The organism is Sinorhizobium sp. B11, assembly GCA_039725955.1.
Classification (GTDB): Bacteria; Pseudomonadota; Alphaproteobacteria; order Rhizobiales; family Rhizobiaceae; genus Rhizobium.
Map to the genome: position 1 here is coordinate 1,082,883 of CP091033.1, position 18,930 is coordinate 1,101,812.

The 18,930-nt window shown below is 55.7% G+C and carries 13 protein-coding genes and 1 other annotated feature; of the genes, 7 read left to right on the forward strand and 6 right to left on the reverse strand.

What is annotated here, in order from left to right:
* Window positions 1–14 precede the first annotated feature (14 nt).
* From LVY75_04925 to LVY75_04935, 3 genes are all read right to left on the reverse strand, one after another.
* The gene (locus LVY75_04925) at window positions 15–2,057 is read right to left on the reverse strand and encodes a transposase family protein (GenBank protein XAZ19503.1); all 2,043 of its coding nucleotides are present in this window, start codon (window positions 2,055–2,057) and stop codon (window positions 15–17) included.
* 641 nt (window positions 2,058–2,698) lie between these two features.
* Window positions 2,699–3,927, reverse strand: a protein-coding gene (locus tag LVY75_04930; protein XAZ19504.1) for an IS3 family transposase whose coding sequence is annotated in 2 segments (ribosomal slippage) — window positions 2,699–3,633 and window positions 3,633–3,927 — 1,230 coding nt in all. Because the reading frame shifts where the segments join, the coding sequence is not laid out codon by codon here.
* Window positions 3,530–3,646: a sequence feature (AL1L pseudoknot), on the reverse strand. Its footprint overlaps the gene before it by 117 nt.
* A 13-nt stretch (window positions 3,928–3,940) precedes the next feature.
* Window positions 3,941–5,677: a hypothetical protein gene (locus tag LVY75_04935; protein XAZ19505.1), complete on the reverse strand. Its 1,737-nt coding sequence runs from the start codon at window positions 5,675–5,677 to the stop codon at window positions 3,941–3,943.
* A 248-nt stretch (window positions 5,678–5,925) separates the two neighbouring features.
* Between LVY75_04935 and LVY75_04940 the strand changes: the two genes are divergently transcribed.
* Complete coding sequence (locus LVY75_04940; GenBank protein XAZ19506.1) at window positions 5,926–6,549, forward strand: nucleotidyltransferase family protein; 624 nt, start codon at window positions 5,926–5,928, stop codon at window positions 6,547–6,549.
* Window positions 6,550–6,577: 28 nt separating this feature from the next.
* Here LVY75_04940 and LVY75_04945 read toward each other — a convergent pair whose 3' ends face one another.
* Together LVY75_04945 and LVY75_04950 are read right to left on the reverse strand one after the other, a co-directional pair.
* Entirely contained in the window at window positions 6,578–6,946 is a 369-nt protein-coding gene (locus tag LVY75_04945) for a hypothetical protein (GenBank protein XAZ19507.1), read from the reverse strand.
* Window positions 6,922–7,920: a putative DNA binding domain-containing protein gene (locus tag LVY75_04950; protein XAZ19508.1), complete on the reverse strand. Its 999-nt coding sequence runs from the start codon at window positions 7,918–7,920 to the stop codon at window positions 6,922–6,924. Before LVY75_04950 ends, LVY75_04945 begins: the two co-directional genes overlap by 25 nt.
* A 664-nt stretch (window positions 7,921–8,584) precedes the next feature.
* Here LVY75_04950 and LVY75_04955 point away from each other — a divergent pair.
* Window positions 8,585–11,443 carry a helix-turn-helix transcriptional regulator gene (locus LVY75_04955; protein XAZ19509.1) on the forward strand — a complete coding sequence of 953 codons (2,859 nt, stop codon included), beginning with the start codon at window positions 8,585–8,587 and terminating at the stop codon, window positions 11,441–11,443.
* A 23-nt stretch (window positions 11,444–11,466) separates the two neighbouring features.
* Here LVY75_04955 and LVY75_04960 read toward each other — a convergent pair whose 3' ends face one another.
* The gene (locus LVY75_04960) at window positions 11,467–12,387 is read right to left on the reverse strand and encodes an MBL fold metallo-hydrolase (protein XAZ19510.1); all 921 of its coding nucleotides are present in this window, start codon (window positions 12,385–12,387) and stop codon (window positions 11,467–11,469) included.
* A gap of 354 nt (window positions 12,388–12,741) precedes the next feature.
* Between LVY75_04960 and LVY75_04965 the strand changes: the two genes are divergently transcribed.
* From LVY75_04965 to LVY75_04985, 5 genes are all read left to right on the forward strand, one after another.
* Window positions 12,742–13,314 (forward strand): TetR/AcrR family transcriptional regulator, encoded by a 573-nt coding sequence (locus LVY75_04965; GenBank protein ID XAZ19511.1) that lies wholly within the window; start codon window positions 12,742–12,744, stop codon window positions 13,312–13,314.
* A gap of 233 nt (window positions 13,315–13,547) precedes the next feature.
* A complete protein-coding gene (locus tag LVY75_04970) occupies window positions 13,548–14,480 on the forward strand; it encodes an alpha/beta hydrolase (GenBank protein XAZ19512.1) in 933 nt (310 codons plus the stop codon).
* A gap of 666 nt (window positions 14,481–15,146) precedes the next feature.
* Entirely contained in the window at window positions 15,147–16,007 is an 861-nt protein-coding gene (locus LVY75_04975; protein XAZ19513.1) for an aldo/keto reductase, read from the forward strand.
* Between the two features lie 378 nt (window positions 16,008–16,385).
* Entirely contained in the window at window positions 16,386–17,273 is an 888-nt protein-coding gene (locus LVY75_04980; protein XAZ21329.1) for an HlyD family secretion protein, read from the forward strand.
* Window positions 17,270–18,859 (forward strand): MFS transporter, encoded by a 1,590-nt coding sequence (locus tag LVY75_04985; GenBank protein ID XAZ19514.1) that lies wholly within the window; start codon window positions 17,270–17,272, stop codon window positions 18,857–18,859. Before LVY75_04980 ends, LVY75_04985 begins: the two co-directional genes overlap by 4 nt.
* The last annotated feature ends 71 nt before the right edge of the window (window positions 18,860–18,930 follow it).

Consider the following 18,930-nt stretch of genomic DNA (forward strand, 5'->3'; position numbering starts at 1 on the left):
GTGTTTCCGTTTCATTATTCTAGCGAGACGTCGACGTCGGTCTCACTGCCGTCTAAATGGCCGCCTCCGCCCACTGCAAATGGGTTGGCGGTCTGGAGAGTCTTTAAGTTTTCAGATGCATCTGCGGGATTTGGCGCTACAGCAGACGAAGAGCGAAGCTCGATTACGGGTGGTTTCTTTGGTGGAGCAGTGGGACGCAGGTCATCATGAATTTCAGTCGCTGTACCGTCAGTACGCTTTTTATTCGCCGCACGAGTTTCCATTGCCTTGATGGTGGCGCTGCGGCTGCCACGTCGTGCCGCCGGCCTTTGCTCTACAAGTTCAGTACGCCGTTTGGCCGCGAGGTTGTGCGCTGAACTGCGCCCGTCCTTGCCTGCGGCCGCAAGTGCCGCGCTCTCTGCCGCGACATCGACGACCGGGGTCGGATTGATTTTGAGTCCGGCAAGGTGGTCGGCAACGTTGATTTTGAGCTGATTGCGGGAGAAGAAATTATCGACCTTTTGATTCCGCTTCTGGCGCTCGATGACTTCATCTTCATATGTGCCAGTCTTCATTGGATCGCGATTGGGATAATCGACGTATTCACCCCGCGCTGGATTGAAGACCGAAAGCGCTCTTACGGTGTCCTGTTCTGTGAAATCGATCTCGAAGCCGCGAGTGCTGTTCAACTCTCTGGTTCCACGCGGCCCCTTCACCAGTCCAGCCAGATCGTCGAGCAACTGCGTGGTAAGGTCTTGATCGTAGAAGTGCTCGTTTCGATATTCGATGCCAGCTCTGGTAAAGACTCGCGTCCCCGACTTCCCAAACGCACCGTCGATGTCGCGCATATCCTTAACAAGAGGACGGGTGTACTTCTCAAGTGACTCCTTCCATTTCAGAGCGGGCGGCATGCCCAATTCGCTGTGGATATCGAGATGGTAAACTGTGATGATCCAATTCCAGAGCCTCTCCTGAGCTTCCTTGATAGTGAAGCGTGCGGTGATCCTTGGATCGACCTTTGAGACACCCGGCTTTTCTCGTACCCCTCCATCTGCCTCGTGCCAGATGTTGGTGTTCAACGTTTTGAAGAACCGTTCCACCACAGCTTTATAAGGTGGTGTCTTAACGGGTGCGAACGACACCCTCATTCCGATTGCGGCTGCCGATGACCTTAGAGAGCGACCAGTGTTGGCTAGATCGTTGTCTACTAGCATTCGCTTGAACAAGCCGAAGCAATCAAGCGACCAAGCGTAAGCGTCGCCCAAGTTCAGGTGGTTTAAGAAATATTTGGGCTTCAGCGTTTGTTTGAGGCCCGCGTAGAGTGTCTGCAGTGACGGCGACCCTATCGACAGGTTAGCTGCCAAAACCATTCGGCTATGAACGTCCATGACGACGATCAACCAAGGCCGATAGGTCTCTTCTTTGATGTTCCCTTTTTCGTCGTAAACAACGACGTGCATGTCAACTTGCGTATGGTCCATGACCACGCATTCCAGTGGCCGGTGTGTTACAACAGCGTTATGGTATACGCCCTCGATCTGGCGATTGGCGATGGTACGCCCCTCTCGCCTCGCAATATTTTCAAGAGTAGCACCGGCATCGATCCAATTTTGAAGCGTCGCAGGGCATGGCTCAGTGAAATTGGCTCCCTCTTCGTCATCCTTCGAAAGAGACGCCAGATCGATCTTTAGCGCCTCAGGTATCGCCACAGTACCCTGATGCTCGACAGAAGGAAGCTCCGACATCAGCCTTCGCATCTCATCGCCGGCCTCGTCACCGAGCTCTAACGCAAGTCGACGTTTTTTCTCTTTCGCGACTTCGCCGTCAAACCAGCCTTTAACGGCGCGATCGGAAGGCGCATATGGCGACCAGTACCACTCCTGCATCGTCCACTTCAGAACCTTGATGCAGTTGGACCATCGCCCGGACTTGTGATCGCCACCACTGTTGCTAAGGAAAAACTGGAACGGTCTGAAGTGCTTCTCGCCGTACTCGCGACAATAGCGGATGAGGCTACTTGCCCCAGGGGCGAACTCTTGATTTTTCTTGAAAAGCTTTGCTTCTCCGAAGAGTTTCACGTGCGTTTCTACATGTTGCTCAATGAAGGCCTTGATCGGTTCATTGGAGCGAGGAATGTCGTACTCGTCAATGCACTCCACATAAAGAGTTTGATCGTCGCCTTTAGATATCGCTTTTTGCGGGTCCTGACCTGGGGACTGTCGCTAGGGAGCATAGGTTCAAATGCTCCCGGCTCCACCACGAACTTTTCGACGCCTTCTGCTTTGGGGTCGAGGTGTATGGCCTTACCGTAAGTACGCAGGAAAATGTATCTGGCCCGATCGACGTACCATCGTTCTTTTCGATCGTGTCGGTCAAATACGAGTTGACCATTGGCTTTCGATTTGACGAACGTGGCTTCAAATCGTTCGCCTTGGTCTTCGATAGAAAATCTGTAATTGGGCTTTGCGTCTATCGGTGGGAGCATATCTTCGTACCCTCCGTTCCAAGCAGTTCATCGAACCGTTCGGCATGGATGAGCCAACAACGGTTCTGCATGTTGCCCAATGCAACCCAATTTGCGATCATTTTTCGGTAAGTTGTGGAGCATAGGCCCCCTAAGTACTTAACAGTGAAGCAGTTACCGACAGCCGAGTCCTCCAGGGCTAACATCACCGAAGCTTGAACCGCACCGGGTTTGCCGGAGGCCATTTGGTTTGAGTTATGCGGCCATGGCTGGTTCGTCCAGCATGGCGTAGTAGCGTTCTTCAGCCTCGGCTGGCGGTATGTTTCCGATGGGCTCCAGAAGTCGTCGGTGGTTGAACCAGTCGACCCATTCCAGAGTGGCGAATTCCACCGCTTCGAAATTCCTCCATGGTCCGCGCCGATGAATGACCTCGGCCTTGTAGAGACCGTTGATCGTTTCGGCGAGGGCATTGTCGTAACTGTCGCCGACACTTCCGACAGAAGGCTCTATGCCAGCTTCTGCCAGCCGCTCGGAGTAACGGATGGACACATATTGAACGCCCCTGTCCGAATGGTGCACGAGCCCGCCGCCATGAACGGGACGCCGATCATGAAGTGCCTGTTCAAGGGCATCGAGGACAAAGCTCGCATGTGCCGTCCGGCTCGCCCGCCAGCCAACGATGCGCCGGGCAAAGACGTCGATCACAAAGGCCACGTAGACGAAACCCTGCCAGGTCGCGACATAGGTGAAGTCCGAAACCCACAGCCTATTTGGTGCTGGGGCTTTGAACTGGCGGTTTACCCGGTCAAGCGGGCTCGGGGCTGCCTTGTCCGAGAATGTCGTGCGGACCGGCTTTCCTCGAATGATCCCCTGCAGGCTCATCGACCTCATAAGCCGAGCGACCGTGCAGCGGGCGATGGCGTAGCCTTCTCGCTGCAACTGCCGCCAGACTTTACGCACCCCGTAGACCTGGAAGTTCTCATTGAACACCCGGCGTATCTCGATCTTCAGGCCGATATCGCTGCGGGCGCGAACCGACAGACGATCCACATCCAGGCGCTTGGCGACATTCTCGTAGTAGGTTGATGGGGCAATCGGCAAAAGCCTGCAGATCGGCTCGACCCCGAACACGCCACGGTGGTCGTCAATGAACGAGATCATCGTTTGAAGGGGCGGTCGAGCTCCGCCATCGCGAAATAAGCAGACGCCTTGCGCAAAATCTCGTTGGCCTGACGAAGCTCGCGGTTCTCCCGCTCAAGAGCCTTCATCTTCTCGGCCGCGTCGGTCGGCAAGCCTGCTCGTTTGCCGCTGTCGACCTCGGTCTTCTTCACCCATTCATGCAGCGTGGCTGGCGAGCAACCGATCTTGCCCGCAATAGATGAAACGGCTGCCCACCGCGACGGGTGCTCAGCCTCGTGATCCAGCACCATACGGATGGCGCGTTGGCGGACTTCGGGTGAAAACTTGTTCGTTGTCTTGCTCATCGGCTCCACTCTCTCAGAAGTTGGAGCCTCCGGCAAACCCGGTGCGGTTCAGTGGAATTCTTGGGCGAACGTTGATGTGCGCGATTAGCGCATCGCACGCCTTCGCAGCACTTCTATAAGCCGCTCCAGCGTCAATCGTCATGTTCGTGAATATGAGTGTTGTGTTGACCGTTCGGCTATCAAAAGTCGTCGTGCCTGGCGCGGCCTCGTCGACTGTGCACACCACGGAGAGCGCAAAATTTCCACGTCGCTCCAATGGAGCAGCCAATGTGTCGTACAAGATGCGCGCGGTATTGCCCTTCATTATGTAGCGGGCGGTGATCCGCTGCATTTCGGATTTGGTCGGTTCCCCTAGCTGAGGCGTGGCCATTCGCACGTTGAATTCAATGTCGTGATAGTTACCGTCGGCGACCAATATCTTGCCTTCCACGGTGATGCGGATACTCGGGAGCTGAAAATTGGAAGCATCGGCGAAGACGCTAAAATGATGGGTTTCGTAGAGGACGGAATACGAGTAATCCCGAGCAGGAACAAAAATGCAGGGACGGACCAACCGTCGGGCAACGGGAAACTCTCTCTTCGACGCGAGGACTTCGTCAATCAACTCAAGGTCCAACGAGACTGCCGAGAATCTTCGTGCTTCGGCGATATAGAGCCTCACAGTCGAAGCGTCGCCGGACAGACTTGTGACACGAACTCCAAAATTGTTGCCGTTGAGTCCCGCGATCGTAATGTCGCGGTCCAACATCTCCGGATACAGAGGAAGGAACGCGGCCATCATCACGTGATCACGGGGCGTCAACGTGGCGATGTTTGCCCAGTGGTAAATTACGATAGCTGTCGGCACGCCGCTAAGGTCGGTTCCAATCTCAGATATTCCGAGATCCAACCCCGCATGTCGTCGAAGTTCGACCGTATACCTGTTGTCATTTGTCGGTGACGGGATCGAAACGGCTATTGGAAGGATGCTGCCAGGGAAACCATCGACCGCTGCGTCCAGTGCATTCAGTGTTATCGTCGTTCCGTTCGCCACATCGGAAGGAGTGAGTTCCGTGAACAGCCCCTTGGCCTGCACGTTGGCCGCCCACGGGCCGAAATACAGTTGGGACGCGCTGAGCATCGGTCCCACGATCCTTTGGGCATCTGTTCCGTCCGGCCTGATTGCAACGGGAAGCCTTGGGTCTTTGGGGCGGCTGAACTTCGGCGACGTTCCTCCATAATTGTCTGATGACATGAAGCAATAACGATCGCAGTAGTCGTTCCCCGCAGCGTCAACACCGTGGTGAAAGCCGAATGCATGTCCGACCTCCTCAGCCATCATGTCGAAACCTGTGTCTAGGCTGATGAACACCACACCGAGTGTCACCTTAGTGCTGTCATCCGGACCTGTTCGCACCAATGAGCTTTGGCCGCCGAAATTCTGACCCGGGTTCTCCGCGCCGATTGCAACAAGGATATCGCCGTTGTTCCAAGCTACATTTGCTTGAGCTGCCTCCACGGCGTCAGCCACCGTCTCGACAAATGCCTCGCGACTGGGGCCATCGACAAGGGGGGGATTCGGCCTCGTAACAGCGACCGACGACAGAATGTCGAATGCAAGCGACGCCTCGCCAAATGAAACCGCCTTCCAATAGTTTGCCATGCTGAAGGGAATGGTGTCATCAAGCCAATTCCTGAGATCGGAGTCCGACCAAGGATGCGGCGAAGTACTACCGGGATCAGAGAATGTAAATCGAACAATTCTAAGCATGCCGCACCCCCATAAAAGAAGAAACGGAACCTATAGATTAGAGCGATATATGCATTACTATAAACATAGTGGGGGCGCTTCGGTCAACTACAAATATAGTTCCGTCGATAATTCTATTTATTTTAGAATCCCCATCTTCGGGATCGCACTCTTTAATCGCCTTTTGTGGGCTCTTACGAGACCGGAATGTCCAATCCATTGATCAGCCTCGGAGTAAAATCACGACAAACGTCCGCAATTTGAAGGAGTTGACCGACATTCTGAGCGAGCCCCCTAAAGTCACTGTCGTCCTGCTCGCGGCCGGAAAGGCCAGTCGCTATGGAACTGAAGTAGACAGCAAACTCCTCTCAGAGTTCGATGGCGTCCCCTTAGTCAGAAGGATCGCTTCCCGTGGGTGTGGCAGCAAGGCCGACTCCGTCGTTGTGGTCGTCGGATTTCGAGCCCCAGACATCGTGGCGGCTCTCATCGACCTTCCAGTAGAAATTGTCGAGAACCCCAATTTTTTGCGGGGGGTATCGAGTTCGCTTATTGCAGGGATATCGACGCCAGAAGCTCAGTCCGCAGATGGAGTGTTAGTCATGCTAGCCGACATGCCGACCATTTCAACGTTGCATCTGAATGCTCTTGTTGACGCGTTCGCTACCCGCGACGGCAAATCGATCATCATTGCAGCACACCAGGGAGTTCGCGGGAACCCGGTGATCATTCCAAAGCAATTGTTTAGCGACCTGTTGTCTCTTGAGGGCGACGTTGGCGCGCGAAATATCATCCGACTGTCGGGACTCCCGATTGTCGATGTCGAAATTGGACCGGCAGCGCTGCATGATGTCGACACGACCGAGGCGGTCATCGCTGCGGGCGGCACTGTTTAAGCGCTCAAGCGCATGCGTTACGCAAACCTCAAAATCTGGAGGAACGCAATCTAGTCGTCTCTTCGTCGACCAGCGCTTTGGACAGCTCGTTGAATGAAAAGAGCGAGTAAAGCGGCCTGAGGAATTCGTAGAGAATTTCTGGCAACTGATCGGATATAGTCGATACATCAAGGGTGACTGACCGCTCAAAGGTGTCTTCCTTCGCGATCTGAGCGCTCCGAATATATCTGCGATTTTCGACGTTCGTGAGTTCCCGGCCTTGCAAGCCGACCCATCTGACATTGAATACGAGACTTGCCGGACCATCGCACAGAATTTTCGCCAACGCCTCAGCTTGCAGGAGCGTTTCGCCTATGCGCCAGACTGGCAGAGTCACGTCAAACTTCTTGCCGGGCACCAGTTTTCCGGGGTGGGAGTCTTCGTCGAAACCTCGCACCAACATCGCCTTTCCTTCTGGAGAGACACGCCAGAAATCCTGGTGAGCCGGGTCGGTAAGATATTCGCGGCCCCTTCGTCCAGGTTACATTCTATCGCTTCGTCCCTGACGTACGGGCTGATTTCGTTCCGAGTAGGCACCCAAAACGGGGACCAGCCAGAATGCCGTACAGTCGCCCTATCGATAAATCCTCGAAGTTCGTTGAACCCTGGCGGAGTAAAGTCTCCGAGAATTGAGTACGAGGCGCAGTAGTAGCCCAGCGGCTGCGGAGCCGCCGGGTCAGTGTCCGTTTGCGATTTCCGCCACCTGACGAGGCCGTCGTCTCTGAATCGGATTAGCGACTGAAGAGCGGTTTCGGGCGTAGTCTCGAGAGCGCTGCTGCGTCCGTCCAGGATGCTTCGCATCGCGTCGAGCAGATCGTCCTTTCCTGCGCGCACACACCGATCGAGCAGGTCGCGCCACTCCATTGCCGTAGCTGGTTCCGCGCTTTCGGGAGTCGGGCGGCGGATGTAGACGTGCCCCACAACCAAGGTCTTTTGATCGGGGCTGCCCTTCTTCGCCTGGATTGGGACGCGGTGGCCACCGGGCACGATAACGACCGGATGAATCGAATTGCTTTCACGTCGTTCAGCATGGATTACCTGCACCTGGAACGGTGGTTCGGCATAGCTCGAAACGATCCTTGCGATGCTGTCTTGGCTATAGGCTTCGAGCGTCGCAGGACGCGGCTCTGCTACTTCGAAAGTGCCGTCCGTCCGCTCGGAAAGTCCCAGAAGAATCGTGCCGCCACCATGATTGGCCAAGGCAATGGCTGCTTTCGCGAGCGTTGCCATCGCGGCTTTTGTGGTGAGATCGAGCCAACTCTTTACTTCGACATTGAGCGTCTCGTGGGGATTTTCGACGAGCTGCTGTATTTCATTGTTGATAGTGGCCACCGCACTCGATTCCCGCTTTCGTTGTAGAAACCCGAGACGAGGTAACATCTACAGATCGAGAGTTCGACACTAGATTTTGAGGGTGTTTCCGAGATGGTGCGCTCAGATCCCACAATAGCGCTACCTCAAGCGAATATACATTGGCACCGTCGTGCAAGGCTTGAAGATAGCCGAGGTTTTCGAAGCGCAGCCAATCGTGTGTCTCAACGACGGCAAAGCCAAATCGTATGCGCACTACCCTAGCACCGGGAATTCCGACCCGAATCGAAGTGCCGTTTTCATTGAATTCCCGGTCGATGCGCCCACTAAGCTGATCCTCAACAAGGTCCAGCGGCTGCCCAATTTCCTGATCGCCCTGTCAACCCAATTGAGTTTCTCTCGACATACTAAGCGAACGGTCGATGTGGCTGGAGAGCAGGTTTGCGAAATTGTGGGATCTCAATGTACCTCGCATAAGGTACGCCCCAGCAGGGACGTGATCCTGACGACTTGAACCAGCTTCGATTGGTCGGTGCACGAAGCCTAACTTTGAAATCACACCCGAAGATCTGAACGGTTACATTTAAAGCCAGAAAATAAATCCGATGGATCGTTAGACGCGCAAAGTGCTGAAACCATCAGATAAATTGCGTTCAACCATGAACATGGATAGTTGCGTGGATGAATGTCGCAACCATATTTTTGGTTGCTGTTGGAATTGCTGCCGTTCCAGTATTCTTGCTGTAGTGTTTTATTGATCAATATGCTGCGGACGTTGGCACCTGCGCCTCCGTTCCATTTTGAGGTGAATGTGACAATCTATCGGTTTGGCGAATTCGAACTGGATCCTGGCCAGCGCCGGTTGAGCAAGGGCGAAGCAGCCGTACGGATTGGCGCACGAGCGTTCGATGTCCTGACTTGCCTGGTCGAGAAGGCGGGGACGGTCGTCACCAAAGAAGAAATTATCAGGACAGTCTGGCCGAGTACGTACGTCGATGAAGCTTCTCTGCGCGTGCACATGGTGGCCCTTCGTAAGGCGATCTACGACGGCGAAGCCACGCTTTGTATCGAAAGTGTCCCGGGCCTTGGGTACAAATTCGCAAAGCCTGTCTCCACAGTTACTGATGCCTCATCTACATCCTCAGCACCTTCGACGCGTTACGGTTTGCCCGGCACTGTCGTCCGGCTGATCGGGCGTCAAGAGTTCATCGCACAGAGTGTCGAATTAATGCGCTCAATGCGGTTGATGACCATCACCGGGCCGGGAGGCATCGGAAAAACATCCGCAGCAATCGAAATCGCTCGTTCGCTTGCGGCAGAAAATGACGCCGTAGTGTTTCTCGATCTCGCGGCCCTCTCCAATGGGGAACTGATAGGATCGCACCTGGCTTCTTCCCTTGGTCTCAGCGTGTTTTCGTCGGACCCCATCCCCGGCATCGTTCAAGCATTGGGAAATTCGCGCACCATCCTGGTCTTTGATAATTGCGAGCATCTGATCGATAGCTGCGCCGGCGTCATTGACAGGCTTCTACAATTGACCCCATCCACCTCAGTGATCGCGACAAGCCGCGAACCCTTGAGAATTGCCTCGGAAAAAGTCCGGCTGGTACCCAGCCTGGAAGTCCCGAAGAAGGATGACCTGCCTTCGGTCTGCGAGGACTTTTCCGCTCTGGAGCTGTTCAACGAGCGTTTGGTTTTTGCCACCGGGCAAAGCGGACTTACGGACACGAGAGATATCTCGATTGCTGCCGACATCGTACGCAGGCTAGATGGAATCCCGTTGGCAATCGAACTTGCGGCGTCAAGAGTTGCGGGCCTTGGTCTTCAAAACACCGCTGCTTCTCTCAGTGATCCGATCAACACCCTGTGGCGCGGTCGGAGGACCGCACCGCCAAGACAGCAGACACTGAGGGCAACGATCGAGTGGAGCTACAATCTTCTCACGACGGAAGAGAGGACACTCCTCAACCATCTGTCTGTGTTCGCGGGTCCGTTCACAAGCGACGCGGCTTGGTCGATTGCAGAGGATTTTCTCGATCGAGAGACTTTTTCCGACGCGCTTTCAGCATTACGAGCCAAATCGCTGGTGTCGACCTCCCGTGGAGATGGTCGCCTGCGACTTCTGGAAATGACGCGCGCCTTTGCTCGTAGGCAGCTTAGCGCTGGCGAGTTCGCGGAATCCTGTGGCCTTTCACACGCGCGCTGGGTCAGATCGGAACTTGAACACGCGAAAGCCGGGTGGCGAAACCTCGATAAGTTCGAGTGGCTTCACGCGCACGGGGATTTGATCCACGACGTCCGTGCCGCGCTGGACTGGTGCTTTGATGCGGGTCAACGGAAGTTATGCTTCGAAATAACGGCTGCGTCCCACATCCTCTGGACTCAACTCGGCCTTATGAACGAGCAGCTGAAGGTCGTTGAGCGCGCTGTGGCGCTATTGGAAGCGACCGCGGACGTTGATCCTCTGATCGAGACCCAGCTTCGTTCAACTCTTGGCCTTGTGCTCTTTCACGTGAGAGGGCTGCGCGCGGACGAACAAGCGATCCGCGAATTCGAAAAAGCCGCCGAGATCGCCGAGACGATCGGTGATCATGTCGAGATCGTGAGGGCTCACAGCGGGCGGTGCGCGATCATTACCACCCATGGGAAATACTCGGAGGCTGCTGAAATCGCCATTCGACTGGAGTCGAAGTTCGGCAAGGTCGCTCATGGTGCAAGCAGCAGAATTCTTGCCATGAACACCCACTTCCTCGGACAGCACGAAAAAACGAACCATCTGTGCAATATTGCCGTCGAAGCCACTCGTGGGCCAATTGGGCGTACGTTGACGAGCGGTGCGGGATACGATCAAAAAACAGTCGCGCTGATGTTGATGGCTAAAACGGCCTGGATTCAGGGATTTTCCGAACGCGCGATTTCTCTCGCGGAGGAAGCCATCGCCGAGGTATTGAACTTGGACGATGCGATATCGACTTGCCTCGCAATATATGTCTCGGCTTTTCCGGTGTATTTCGGTTTGGGCGAATATCAGGCTGCGAGGCATCATCTGGCCCTCCTTCGAGAACTATCGACGAAACACTCTATGTTCCGATCGCAACTTTGGGCCGACGCCTTCGAGCTGGTGTTCCCAGAATCAAACGCCACGACGAGGCAATTTGAGACCGCGTTCATTGGGGACACCAACGGAGCGCGGCTGGAGACTGTTATCGCGCTAGCGGGGGAGCGTTCAGGTTCTTATCTCGTGGATTGGGCGCTCGCGGGAGACGCCGGCTGGTGTCGTCCGGAACTCCTTAGGATTAAAGGTGACCTCGCTCGTCACACCGACCCAGCAGCCGCCCGTGATCTATACTCGCAGGCGATCTCAGGTGCGATCGCTCAAGGGTCTCCCTTGTGGCAACTAAGGGCAGCCAACAGTAACGCAGAATGGCTGGAGGACGACGCGCACTCGACATCCAAGCGTCTCATCGAAGAGGCACTTAGATCGTTCCCCGAGACACCTCCGAGAATTGAGCTTCAGAAGGCAGAGCTTCTTCTCGCCGTTTGAGGATTGGCCCCCCTGGCGAGAACCTAGCCCGCCAAGTTGTGCATCGCATGGGAAATCGCGGACGGTCCCTCTTCGAGACCAATGCATGCAAACCCAGTGGCATTATGCGAAACGCAGCACGCGCCACGTCCTGCGAAGTGCGCCGGCAACAGCACACTGCCTCTATCAAACGCGCGCTCGAGGACACCCTTGCGTGTTCTCGTCGCTTGGTCTGCATCAAAGCAAAACGCACTGTTCCAATCCGGATAGTAGACCTGGATCGGGTGATGAATGATGTCCCCGATAAAGAGCCCCTCCTGGTCGTTATCGCGAAGCGCGAAAAGAAGATGGCCGGGCGAGTGCCCAGGGGAATCCTCCGCGATTAGGTTGTCCCCGATCTGAAAGCCACCATCGACGAGCATCTCCTGCCGATTTTCCACGACCGGAAGGATGCTGTCCTCGTACATCAGAGCGCCCCAGGCCGCGAACGAACCACCACCACCCTCCGGCGATAACGCCTGGTAGTCCGTCTTCGACATCACATATTTCGCATTGGGGAATGTAGGAATCCACCGCCCGTTCGACAGGCGTGTATTCCATCCTACGTGGTCGGCGTGAAGGTGGGTGCACAGGACATAGTCAATATCCTCCGGGCGCAGCCCGGTATCGGCGAGCCTATCCAGGTAGGGGGTGTCCAACATGTCGAACAACGGAGCCCCGCCAGGCCGCTGCTTATGGTTCCCCGTACATGTATCGATAAGAATTTTGAGATGTTCAGTTTCGACCAGCCAACTGTGGCACGACATCACCAGTCTTCCGGTTCCGCGATCGAGATAGTGTGGCTCTAGCCAATCGAGATGCGGGGCGACCGCGTCGGCCGACCAATCGGGCAGCAGGTCTCGCGGCATGAAAGCCGGACCACGATATTCCTCTATGCGCGTGATTTTAACAGAACCGATTTTCATTTATGGGCCTCGCCGTGAACCGGGTCGCAAGCCAACAGGCTGCCGCCCGGTGGTATTGTATAATCGAGCACTTTTAACCGATTGGCGCGCGTTTTCAGTGTTTGCGTATCCAGTGCCGCCTGTATAGCGTTTGGTACTGCCGACGCGCGGACTACTTCAAATGAGCAGGCGACCGGTGATCTGCTGGCGACTCTGACGAGAGCCCACTAGCCCGGATGCAGTCGGAGAGGTCGTAGGATTTGTGATTTTTGAGAACGCAGCGGATGCTTACGGACCATCAGCGCCGACATTTCATACTCCGAATACTGTAGTTTATACACATCAACCCCATTAGCCGGGGAAAGGGAGACAACAATGCGTCCAACGACGAAGGAGAGGCTCGTCAACGCCGGGGCAGATCGTTTCCACGAACTGGGCTACTCAGCCTGCAGCGTGCAGGACATCGTTGATAAGGCTGGTGTCCCTAAAGGCAGTTTTTACAATCATTTCAAAACAAAAGAAGCTTTTGCGGTCGAGGTTGTTGCGAACTACGTGGCCTCGACCAGACGTGACATTCTGAAGGATCGCGGCACCACTCCGCTGAACCGTATCGCGCAACACTTTCGTCATCTGTTGGACGGCCCCGAAAAAACGCAGCTCAATCGTGGTTGCCTGATCGTCAATCTTAGTGCGGAAACGTCCGATAGCATTCCCTTGCTCCGCGAAACCTTGGACGCATCGCTGGTGACCTGGATCGATTTGCTTTCTGAAACCATTCGGGAAGGCCAGTCTAGCGGAGAAATCAAGAGTAGCCTTGAACCCGCCAAGTTTGCTCGCTTCTTGATCGACGCCTACGAGGGAGCCGTGTTGAGGATGAAACTCAGCAACGCCAACCATCCGCTTGAGAATTTTTATTCGATTTCAATGTCGTTGTTGTCGAGAAGCTAGGTCCGCCTAGCGTTTGTTTCACGCGTTAGAACGTGTTTCTTCGTTCATATCTCGGAACCTGTGGATCGCAACAATTACTCCGAGATGTGTACGTGCGCCAAAGACGCAATGCGGCCGGATGTGACAATATCCGTAGATATGTCGTCGTTACTTTCACTCCATCAACTCTGACCGAGATGGAGTCTCCGGTGACAAACGATTTTAACCTACCCCTTTCCCGTAGACAGACCCTTATGGCGGGCGCGGCCGCATCGCTTGTTATGGCCGCACCCAGCCTTGCAGCACAGAAGCAATCTCAAACCACCCACAGCGGAGAATTTTCGATGACCGACGGTTTCGTGAAAACCAAAGACGGCGTGAATATCTACTACAAGGATTGGGGTCCGAAGGATGCCCAGCCGATCGTGTTCCATCACGGCTGGCCGCTCTCGTCCGACGACTGGGATGCCCAGATGCTATTCTTCTTGGCACATGGTTATCGGGTGGTCGCCCACGACCGCCGTGGTCACGGCCGCTCCAGCCAAGTCGCTGACGGACATGATCTCGATCACTATGCAGCGGACGCGGACGCTGTTTACAAGCACCTGGATCTCAAGCACGCTGTCCATATCGGTCACTCGACCGGCGGCGGCGAGGTCGCGAGGTACGTCGCGAACTACGGCGAGCCTCAGGGTCGTGTCGCAAAAGCGGTTCTCGTCAGCGCCATTCCTCCGTTGATGCTCAAGACCGCTTCCAATCCGGGTGGCCTCCCAATCGACGTCTTTGACGGTCTGCGAAACGCGCTGGCAGCGAACCGTGCGCAGTTCTTCCTCGACCTGCCCACCGGCCCGTTCTACGGCTTCAATCGCAACGGCGCGACCGTGTCCCAGGGAACCATCATGAACTGGTGGCGTCAGGGCATGATGGGCGGAGCCAAGGCTCACTATGACGGCATCAAGGCCTTCTCCGAGACGGATCAAACCGAAGACCTGAAGAAGATCACAGTGCCGACGCTTGTCATGCATGGCGACGACGACCAGATCGTCCCTATCGATGACTCGGCCAAGCTCTCGGTCAAACTCCTCAAGAACGGCACGCTCAAGGTCTACGCGGGTTATCCGCACGGAATGCTGACGACGCATGCGGACGTCATCAACCCTGACCTTCTGGCCTTCATCAAAGCCTGACGTATCTGAAGCATCGGTCCGCGGCGGACGACACCGTCCGCCGCCCAAATGCCGATATCGGTCTAGGTGTGTGCCGAAGGATGTGCGTCGCGGCATGACTGTCCGTCTCAGCGCGTCGAACCGCATGGATGCGCCCCGTGCAAATTCGCTTACCTCGAAAGAGCGTCGAATTCTTTGTCCTCGTCGACCCATGCGAAATGAAAAAACCGCGCCAGCTGTCACGCACACAGCCCTGGTGATCTCCGGTTACCAGGATAGGGCGGAAACCTATTCCGCTTACGCGGCGACACCCACGCACGACCACATCGGTTATCTCCAGTAGGACCGGTTTGTCGCGACTGAACCCAAAACGCCCCTGCCCTGTTGAGGGCACAATCTTGGGCAGGGGCATCCCAACAGCGGAACCATGCGACCGCTGTGGCGCGAAGGACTATCGCGTTGTCCTTCGGGGCGACATCGATCGGATTCGTCGACCCGAACCCAAGGGATCACGCTCTTACTCGAGCTTCTTGGACGATCCAGCCCTCAAACGCGCGACCTGTGCCTCCGACCACGTGCAAGCCCGATCATACAAGTCTCAAATCCGCGCGCACAATAAACTGATCAAAGACTTCGTTTTCGCCGCGTCACAGCGACCGTAGATTGCCGAACATCAAGGAGGACAATATGTCCACGACCCCAACCGCCGTCTCAATGAAATTCAAGATCGGGAACCATGAAATTAACCGGCTGGGCTACGGTGCAATGCGCATCACAGGCCCGGGTGTGTGGGGACCACCCACTGACCGCTTAGGCGTCTTGAAGACACTGCGCCGGCTTCCTGAACTGGGCGTCAATTTCGTGGATACCGCCGACTCTTATGGCCCCAATATTTCCGAAGAGCTCGTTAGAGAAGCGTTGCACCCATATCCTGGAATGCTCGTCGCGACCAAAGCGGGCCTGACTCGCGGCGGCCCCGGCCAGTGGGGCCAGAATGGACGCCCGGAATATCTGGTAGCGCAAGCGCACGGGAGTTTGACAAGGCTCGGTGTGGAGCGCATCGGCCTCTGGCAATTGCATCGCATCGATGCGCGCGTGCCTCCATCCGAACAATTTGACGCCATCAAGAAGCTCATTGACGCAGGCACCATCGAAAACGCCGGCCTAAGCGAAGTCTCGGTTGAACAGATCAAGCAAGCATCGAAATATTTCAAGGTCGCCACGGTGCAGAACCGTTACAACCTTATTGATCGCGAAAGCGAAGACGTACTCGAATACTGCGAGCAGAACGGCATCGGCTTCATTCCTTGGTATCCGCTCGGGTCGGGTGAACTCACCCGCAGAGGCTCCGTCCTGGATGAAATCGCGCATGCCTACAAAGCCTCTCCAACGCAAATTGCGCTGGCTTGGATGCTAAGGCGGAGCCCCGTCATTCTTCCGATCCCCGGGACGTCTAAAGTGGATCATCTTGAAGAGAACGTCGCCTCGCGTGAGATCGTGCTCTCGGATCTCGACTACGAGACACTGAACGGCATCGCCGCCGCATAAAGTGTGGGACTGCGCGAAACCCGAGTGCGCGCAGTCCCCGCGGAACCTCTCATGAAGTGCAGCATGCTGTTCTCGCAACAGCTGCGATGGCCGTCATTGCCGCGCATAGGCTGCCATCGCAAAGCACTCCGATGAACGCAACCTCCATAACTACTCAAATAGCACCAGCAATCCCCGATGCCCGGAGCGTATCTCCCGAAATCGGGGTCGAGAAGCCGGAACGGCCGAGCGCGTCAGGCAGAATGCTGCTGCCAGTCATCGCCGTAGGGGTGGCGCTGGCCGGAGTTTTTTTACGCGGGCGGAAATTGGAACGAATGGACTTCAAACGCCTCCTATCAAACCACAAACGACGCCGCGGTCGGTGCAGACGTCAGTTTTATTAGCGCCAGGGTATCCGGCAACCTCGTCTCGGCTCATGTCGCCGATTACCAACATGTCAGAAAAGGCGATCTCATCGCTGAGATTGATCCAAGGGAATACGATGCGGCGGCTTCGCTCGCGTCGGCGAATGTTTCGGCCGCGAGATCATCGCGGGCAAACCTCACGAACCAGGAGGCATTACAACTTGCGGCCATCGTCGCCGCTACAGCCCAACACGATTCCGCACTCGCGTCGCTTGAGCAATCAAGGCTCGAATACGAGCGGCAACAAAACCTTGGTCAGGCGAGCACGGAGCAACGGCTGCAACAGTCCCACGCAGCCTATCTTCAAGCACAGGCGACAGCGGAGTCGACCGCGGCGGCTATCGATCAGCAGAAAGCTCAGTTGGACGTCTTGCGGGGGCAGGAAAGTCTCTTGGATGCGCAGATCGCAGCGCAATCCGCATCCCTTACCGCAGCTGAGCTTCATCGCGAGTTTACGCGTATCTATGCGCCTTTTGATGGGACGGTAGGTAAGCAGTCCGCGCATGTCGGCGACTACCTAAGCATCGGAGGCAACATTGTGCCGATTGTTCCGAACGAAGTGTACGTGACAGCGAACTTCAAGGAGACTCAGCTAGCAAATATGCACGTCGGTCAGGTTGCCGAGGTGAAACTCGACTCATTTCCGGGCAAGATCTTGCGAGGCAAGGTCGAGAGAATGTCGCCAGCTAGCGGATCGACATTTGCATTGCTCCCACCTGACAACGCCACCGGAAACTACACCAAGGTGGTGCAGCGTATCCCGGTCAGGATCACGATCGACTACGGCCAGCCGTTACGCGACGTTCCGAGCCCCGGCCTGTCGGCGATTGTGACCGTCGATACGCGGAGACAACGCCAATGACTGAGCCACTTATGGACTCGTCCATTCCGCGGCCGGCTGGGGCGAAACGACCAGTCTTCATAGTTGCGGCCCTGCTGCTAGCTTCCTTCGTGGTGGGCTTCGATACCCGCGTCTTTACGGTCGGGCTTCCCGACCTACGTGGGGCGTTCGGCATGGGCTTCGATGAAGGGGCTTGGTTTTACACGGCGGCGAACGCGCCTCAGATATTGATCGCGCCAGCTGTAGCTTGGTTGATCACGGTATATGGCGTGCGTAGAATAATGGTGCCGTCTAGTATCGTGTACTCCGTGCTGTCGCTGAGCATCCCCGCGATACACGATCATACGCTCTTGATCATCGCGCATGTGTTTCGGGCACTTCTTCTTGGGGTGTTCATCCCGGCGACGTTGATGATCGTGTTTCGAAACCTCCAACCCAAGCACTGGCTGATTGGCCTCGCCATCTATACCCTGCGTATACCGCTCTCTCAGGGCCTCGGCTTCGCTCTTGTAGGTTACTACGGCGAGGATTTCGGGTGGCAGTGGCTCTACTGGCAAGATGTCGTGCTAGCGCCGCTTATTGGCATTTTCCTCGTGTTGGGCGCGCCGAAAGAACCGATCGATCAGAACCAGCTCGGAAAAGCCGATTGGGGCGGCATGCTGTTGCTCGGTGCTTCCATGACATTTCTCTACGTCGGATTGGACCAAGGCAACCGGCTGGATTGGCTGGAATCTGGAACAGTCGTAAGCACTCTGATGGCAGGTGGATTTCTGTTCCTCTTGTTCCTGGGCAACGAGGCTGTTGTCGCTCAACCTTGGGCGCACGTCAGCGTTCTCCGCATTCGCAACGTGTCGCTGGGACTTGCCGCGGTAACGATTTTCACATTTGCAAGCGCAATGGGTAGCAGTCTAATCCCCGGCATGATGCAGACGGTCACCGCGCTTCGACCGTACCAGATCGGCGACCTGTTCGTTTGGTATGCTGTGATCCCGTCGTTTTTCCTCGTTGCCGTCTCTGGAGTTGCTCTCTACTTCATCGACGCCCGCATCGTCCTGATCATCGGCATGTCAACCACTGGAATTGCCGCATTAATGGGTACAGAGGTCACCTCGCAGTGGTTTCCGGAGAGCTTCAGGCCAATCCTCCTGCTTAGCACCGCAGGACAGGCCATGACGTATTTTGCCGCGTTTGTGTTCCTCGTGGGCAACTCTGACCCGAAAACTTCAACGGCTACATCCGCGTACATTCAGGTCTGTCGATTGGGAAGCGCTGAACTCACGTCGAGCTTCATCGCGACACTCATTCGGTACCGAGAGCAATTTCATTCCAACGCACTCGGGGTAGGCCTAGCAAATGGCTCTCCACTGCTAAGGTACAGACTGTCGGAACTGAGTCATCTGTTCGATCGCATGGGCAACGGATCCGCAAAGGCGCTCGCCACGGTTTCAGCTTCCGCTCGAGCCCAAGCCAACGTCCTGGCATACAGCGACAGCTTTTTCGCGGCATTTTGGTTCGCGGTCGCTGGATTAGTTGTGGTAGCGTTGATGACCGCGGCACCGAAGAGCCCGTTGAGCCCACGGTCATTCCGAGCGTTCACCTCCCACTAGAGGCATTCCTCACAGACTGTTGAAATTTCGGTTCCAGCCTGGCAACGAACCTCATTTTGAGAACTAATTTG

Coding starts and splice junctions, on each gene's coding strand:
- LVY75_04935 (XAZ19505.1), bottom strand. CDS start 5,677: ATGCTTAGAATTGTTCGATTTACATTCTCTGATCCCGGTAGTACTTCG.
- LVY75_04955 (XAZ19509.1), top strand. CDS start 8,585: ATGTCGCAACCATATTTTTGGTTGCTGTTGGAATTGCTGCCGTTCCAG.
- LVY75_04960 (XAZ19510.1), bottom strand. CDS start 12,387: ATGAAAATCGGTTCTGTTAAAATCACGCGCATAGAGGAATATCGTGGT.
- LVY75_04965 (XAZ19511.1), top strand. CDS start 12,742: ATGCGTCCAACGACGAAGGAGAGGCTCGTCAACGCCGGGGCAGATCGT.
- LVY75_04970 (XAZ19512.1), top strand. CDS start 13,548: ATGGCGGGCGCGGCCGCATCGCTTGTTATGGCCGCACCCAGCCTTGCA.
- LVY75_04975 (XAZ19513.1), top strand. CDS start 15,147: ATGTCCACGACCCCAACCGCCGTCTCAATGAAATTCAAGATCGGGAAC.
- LVY75_04985 (XAZ19514.1), top strand. CDS start 17,270: ATGACTGAGCCACTTATGGACTCGTCCATTCCGCGGCCGGCTGGGGCG.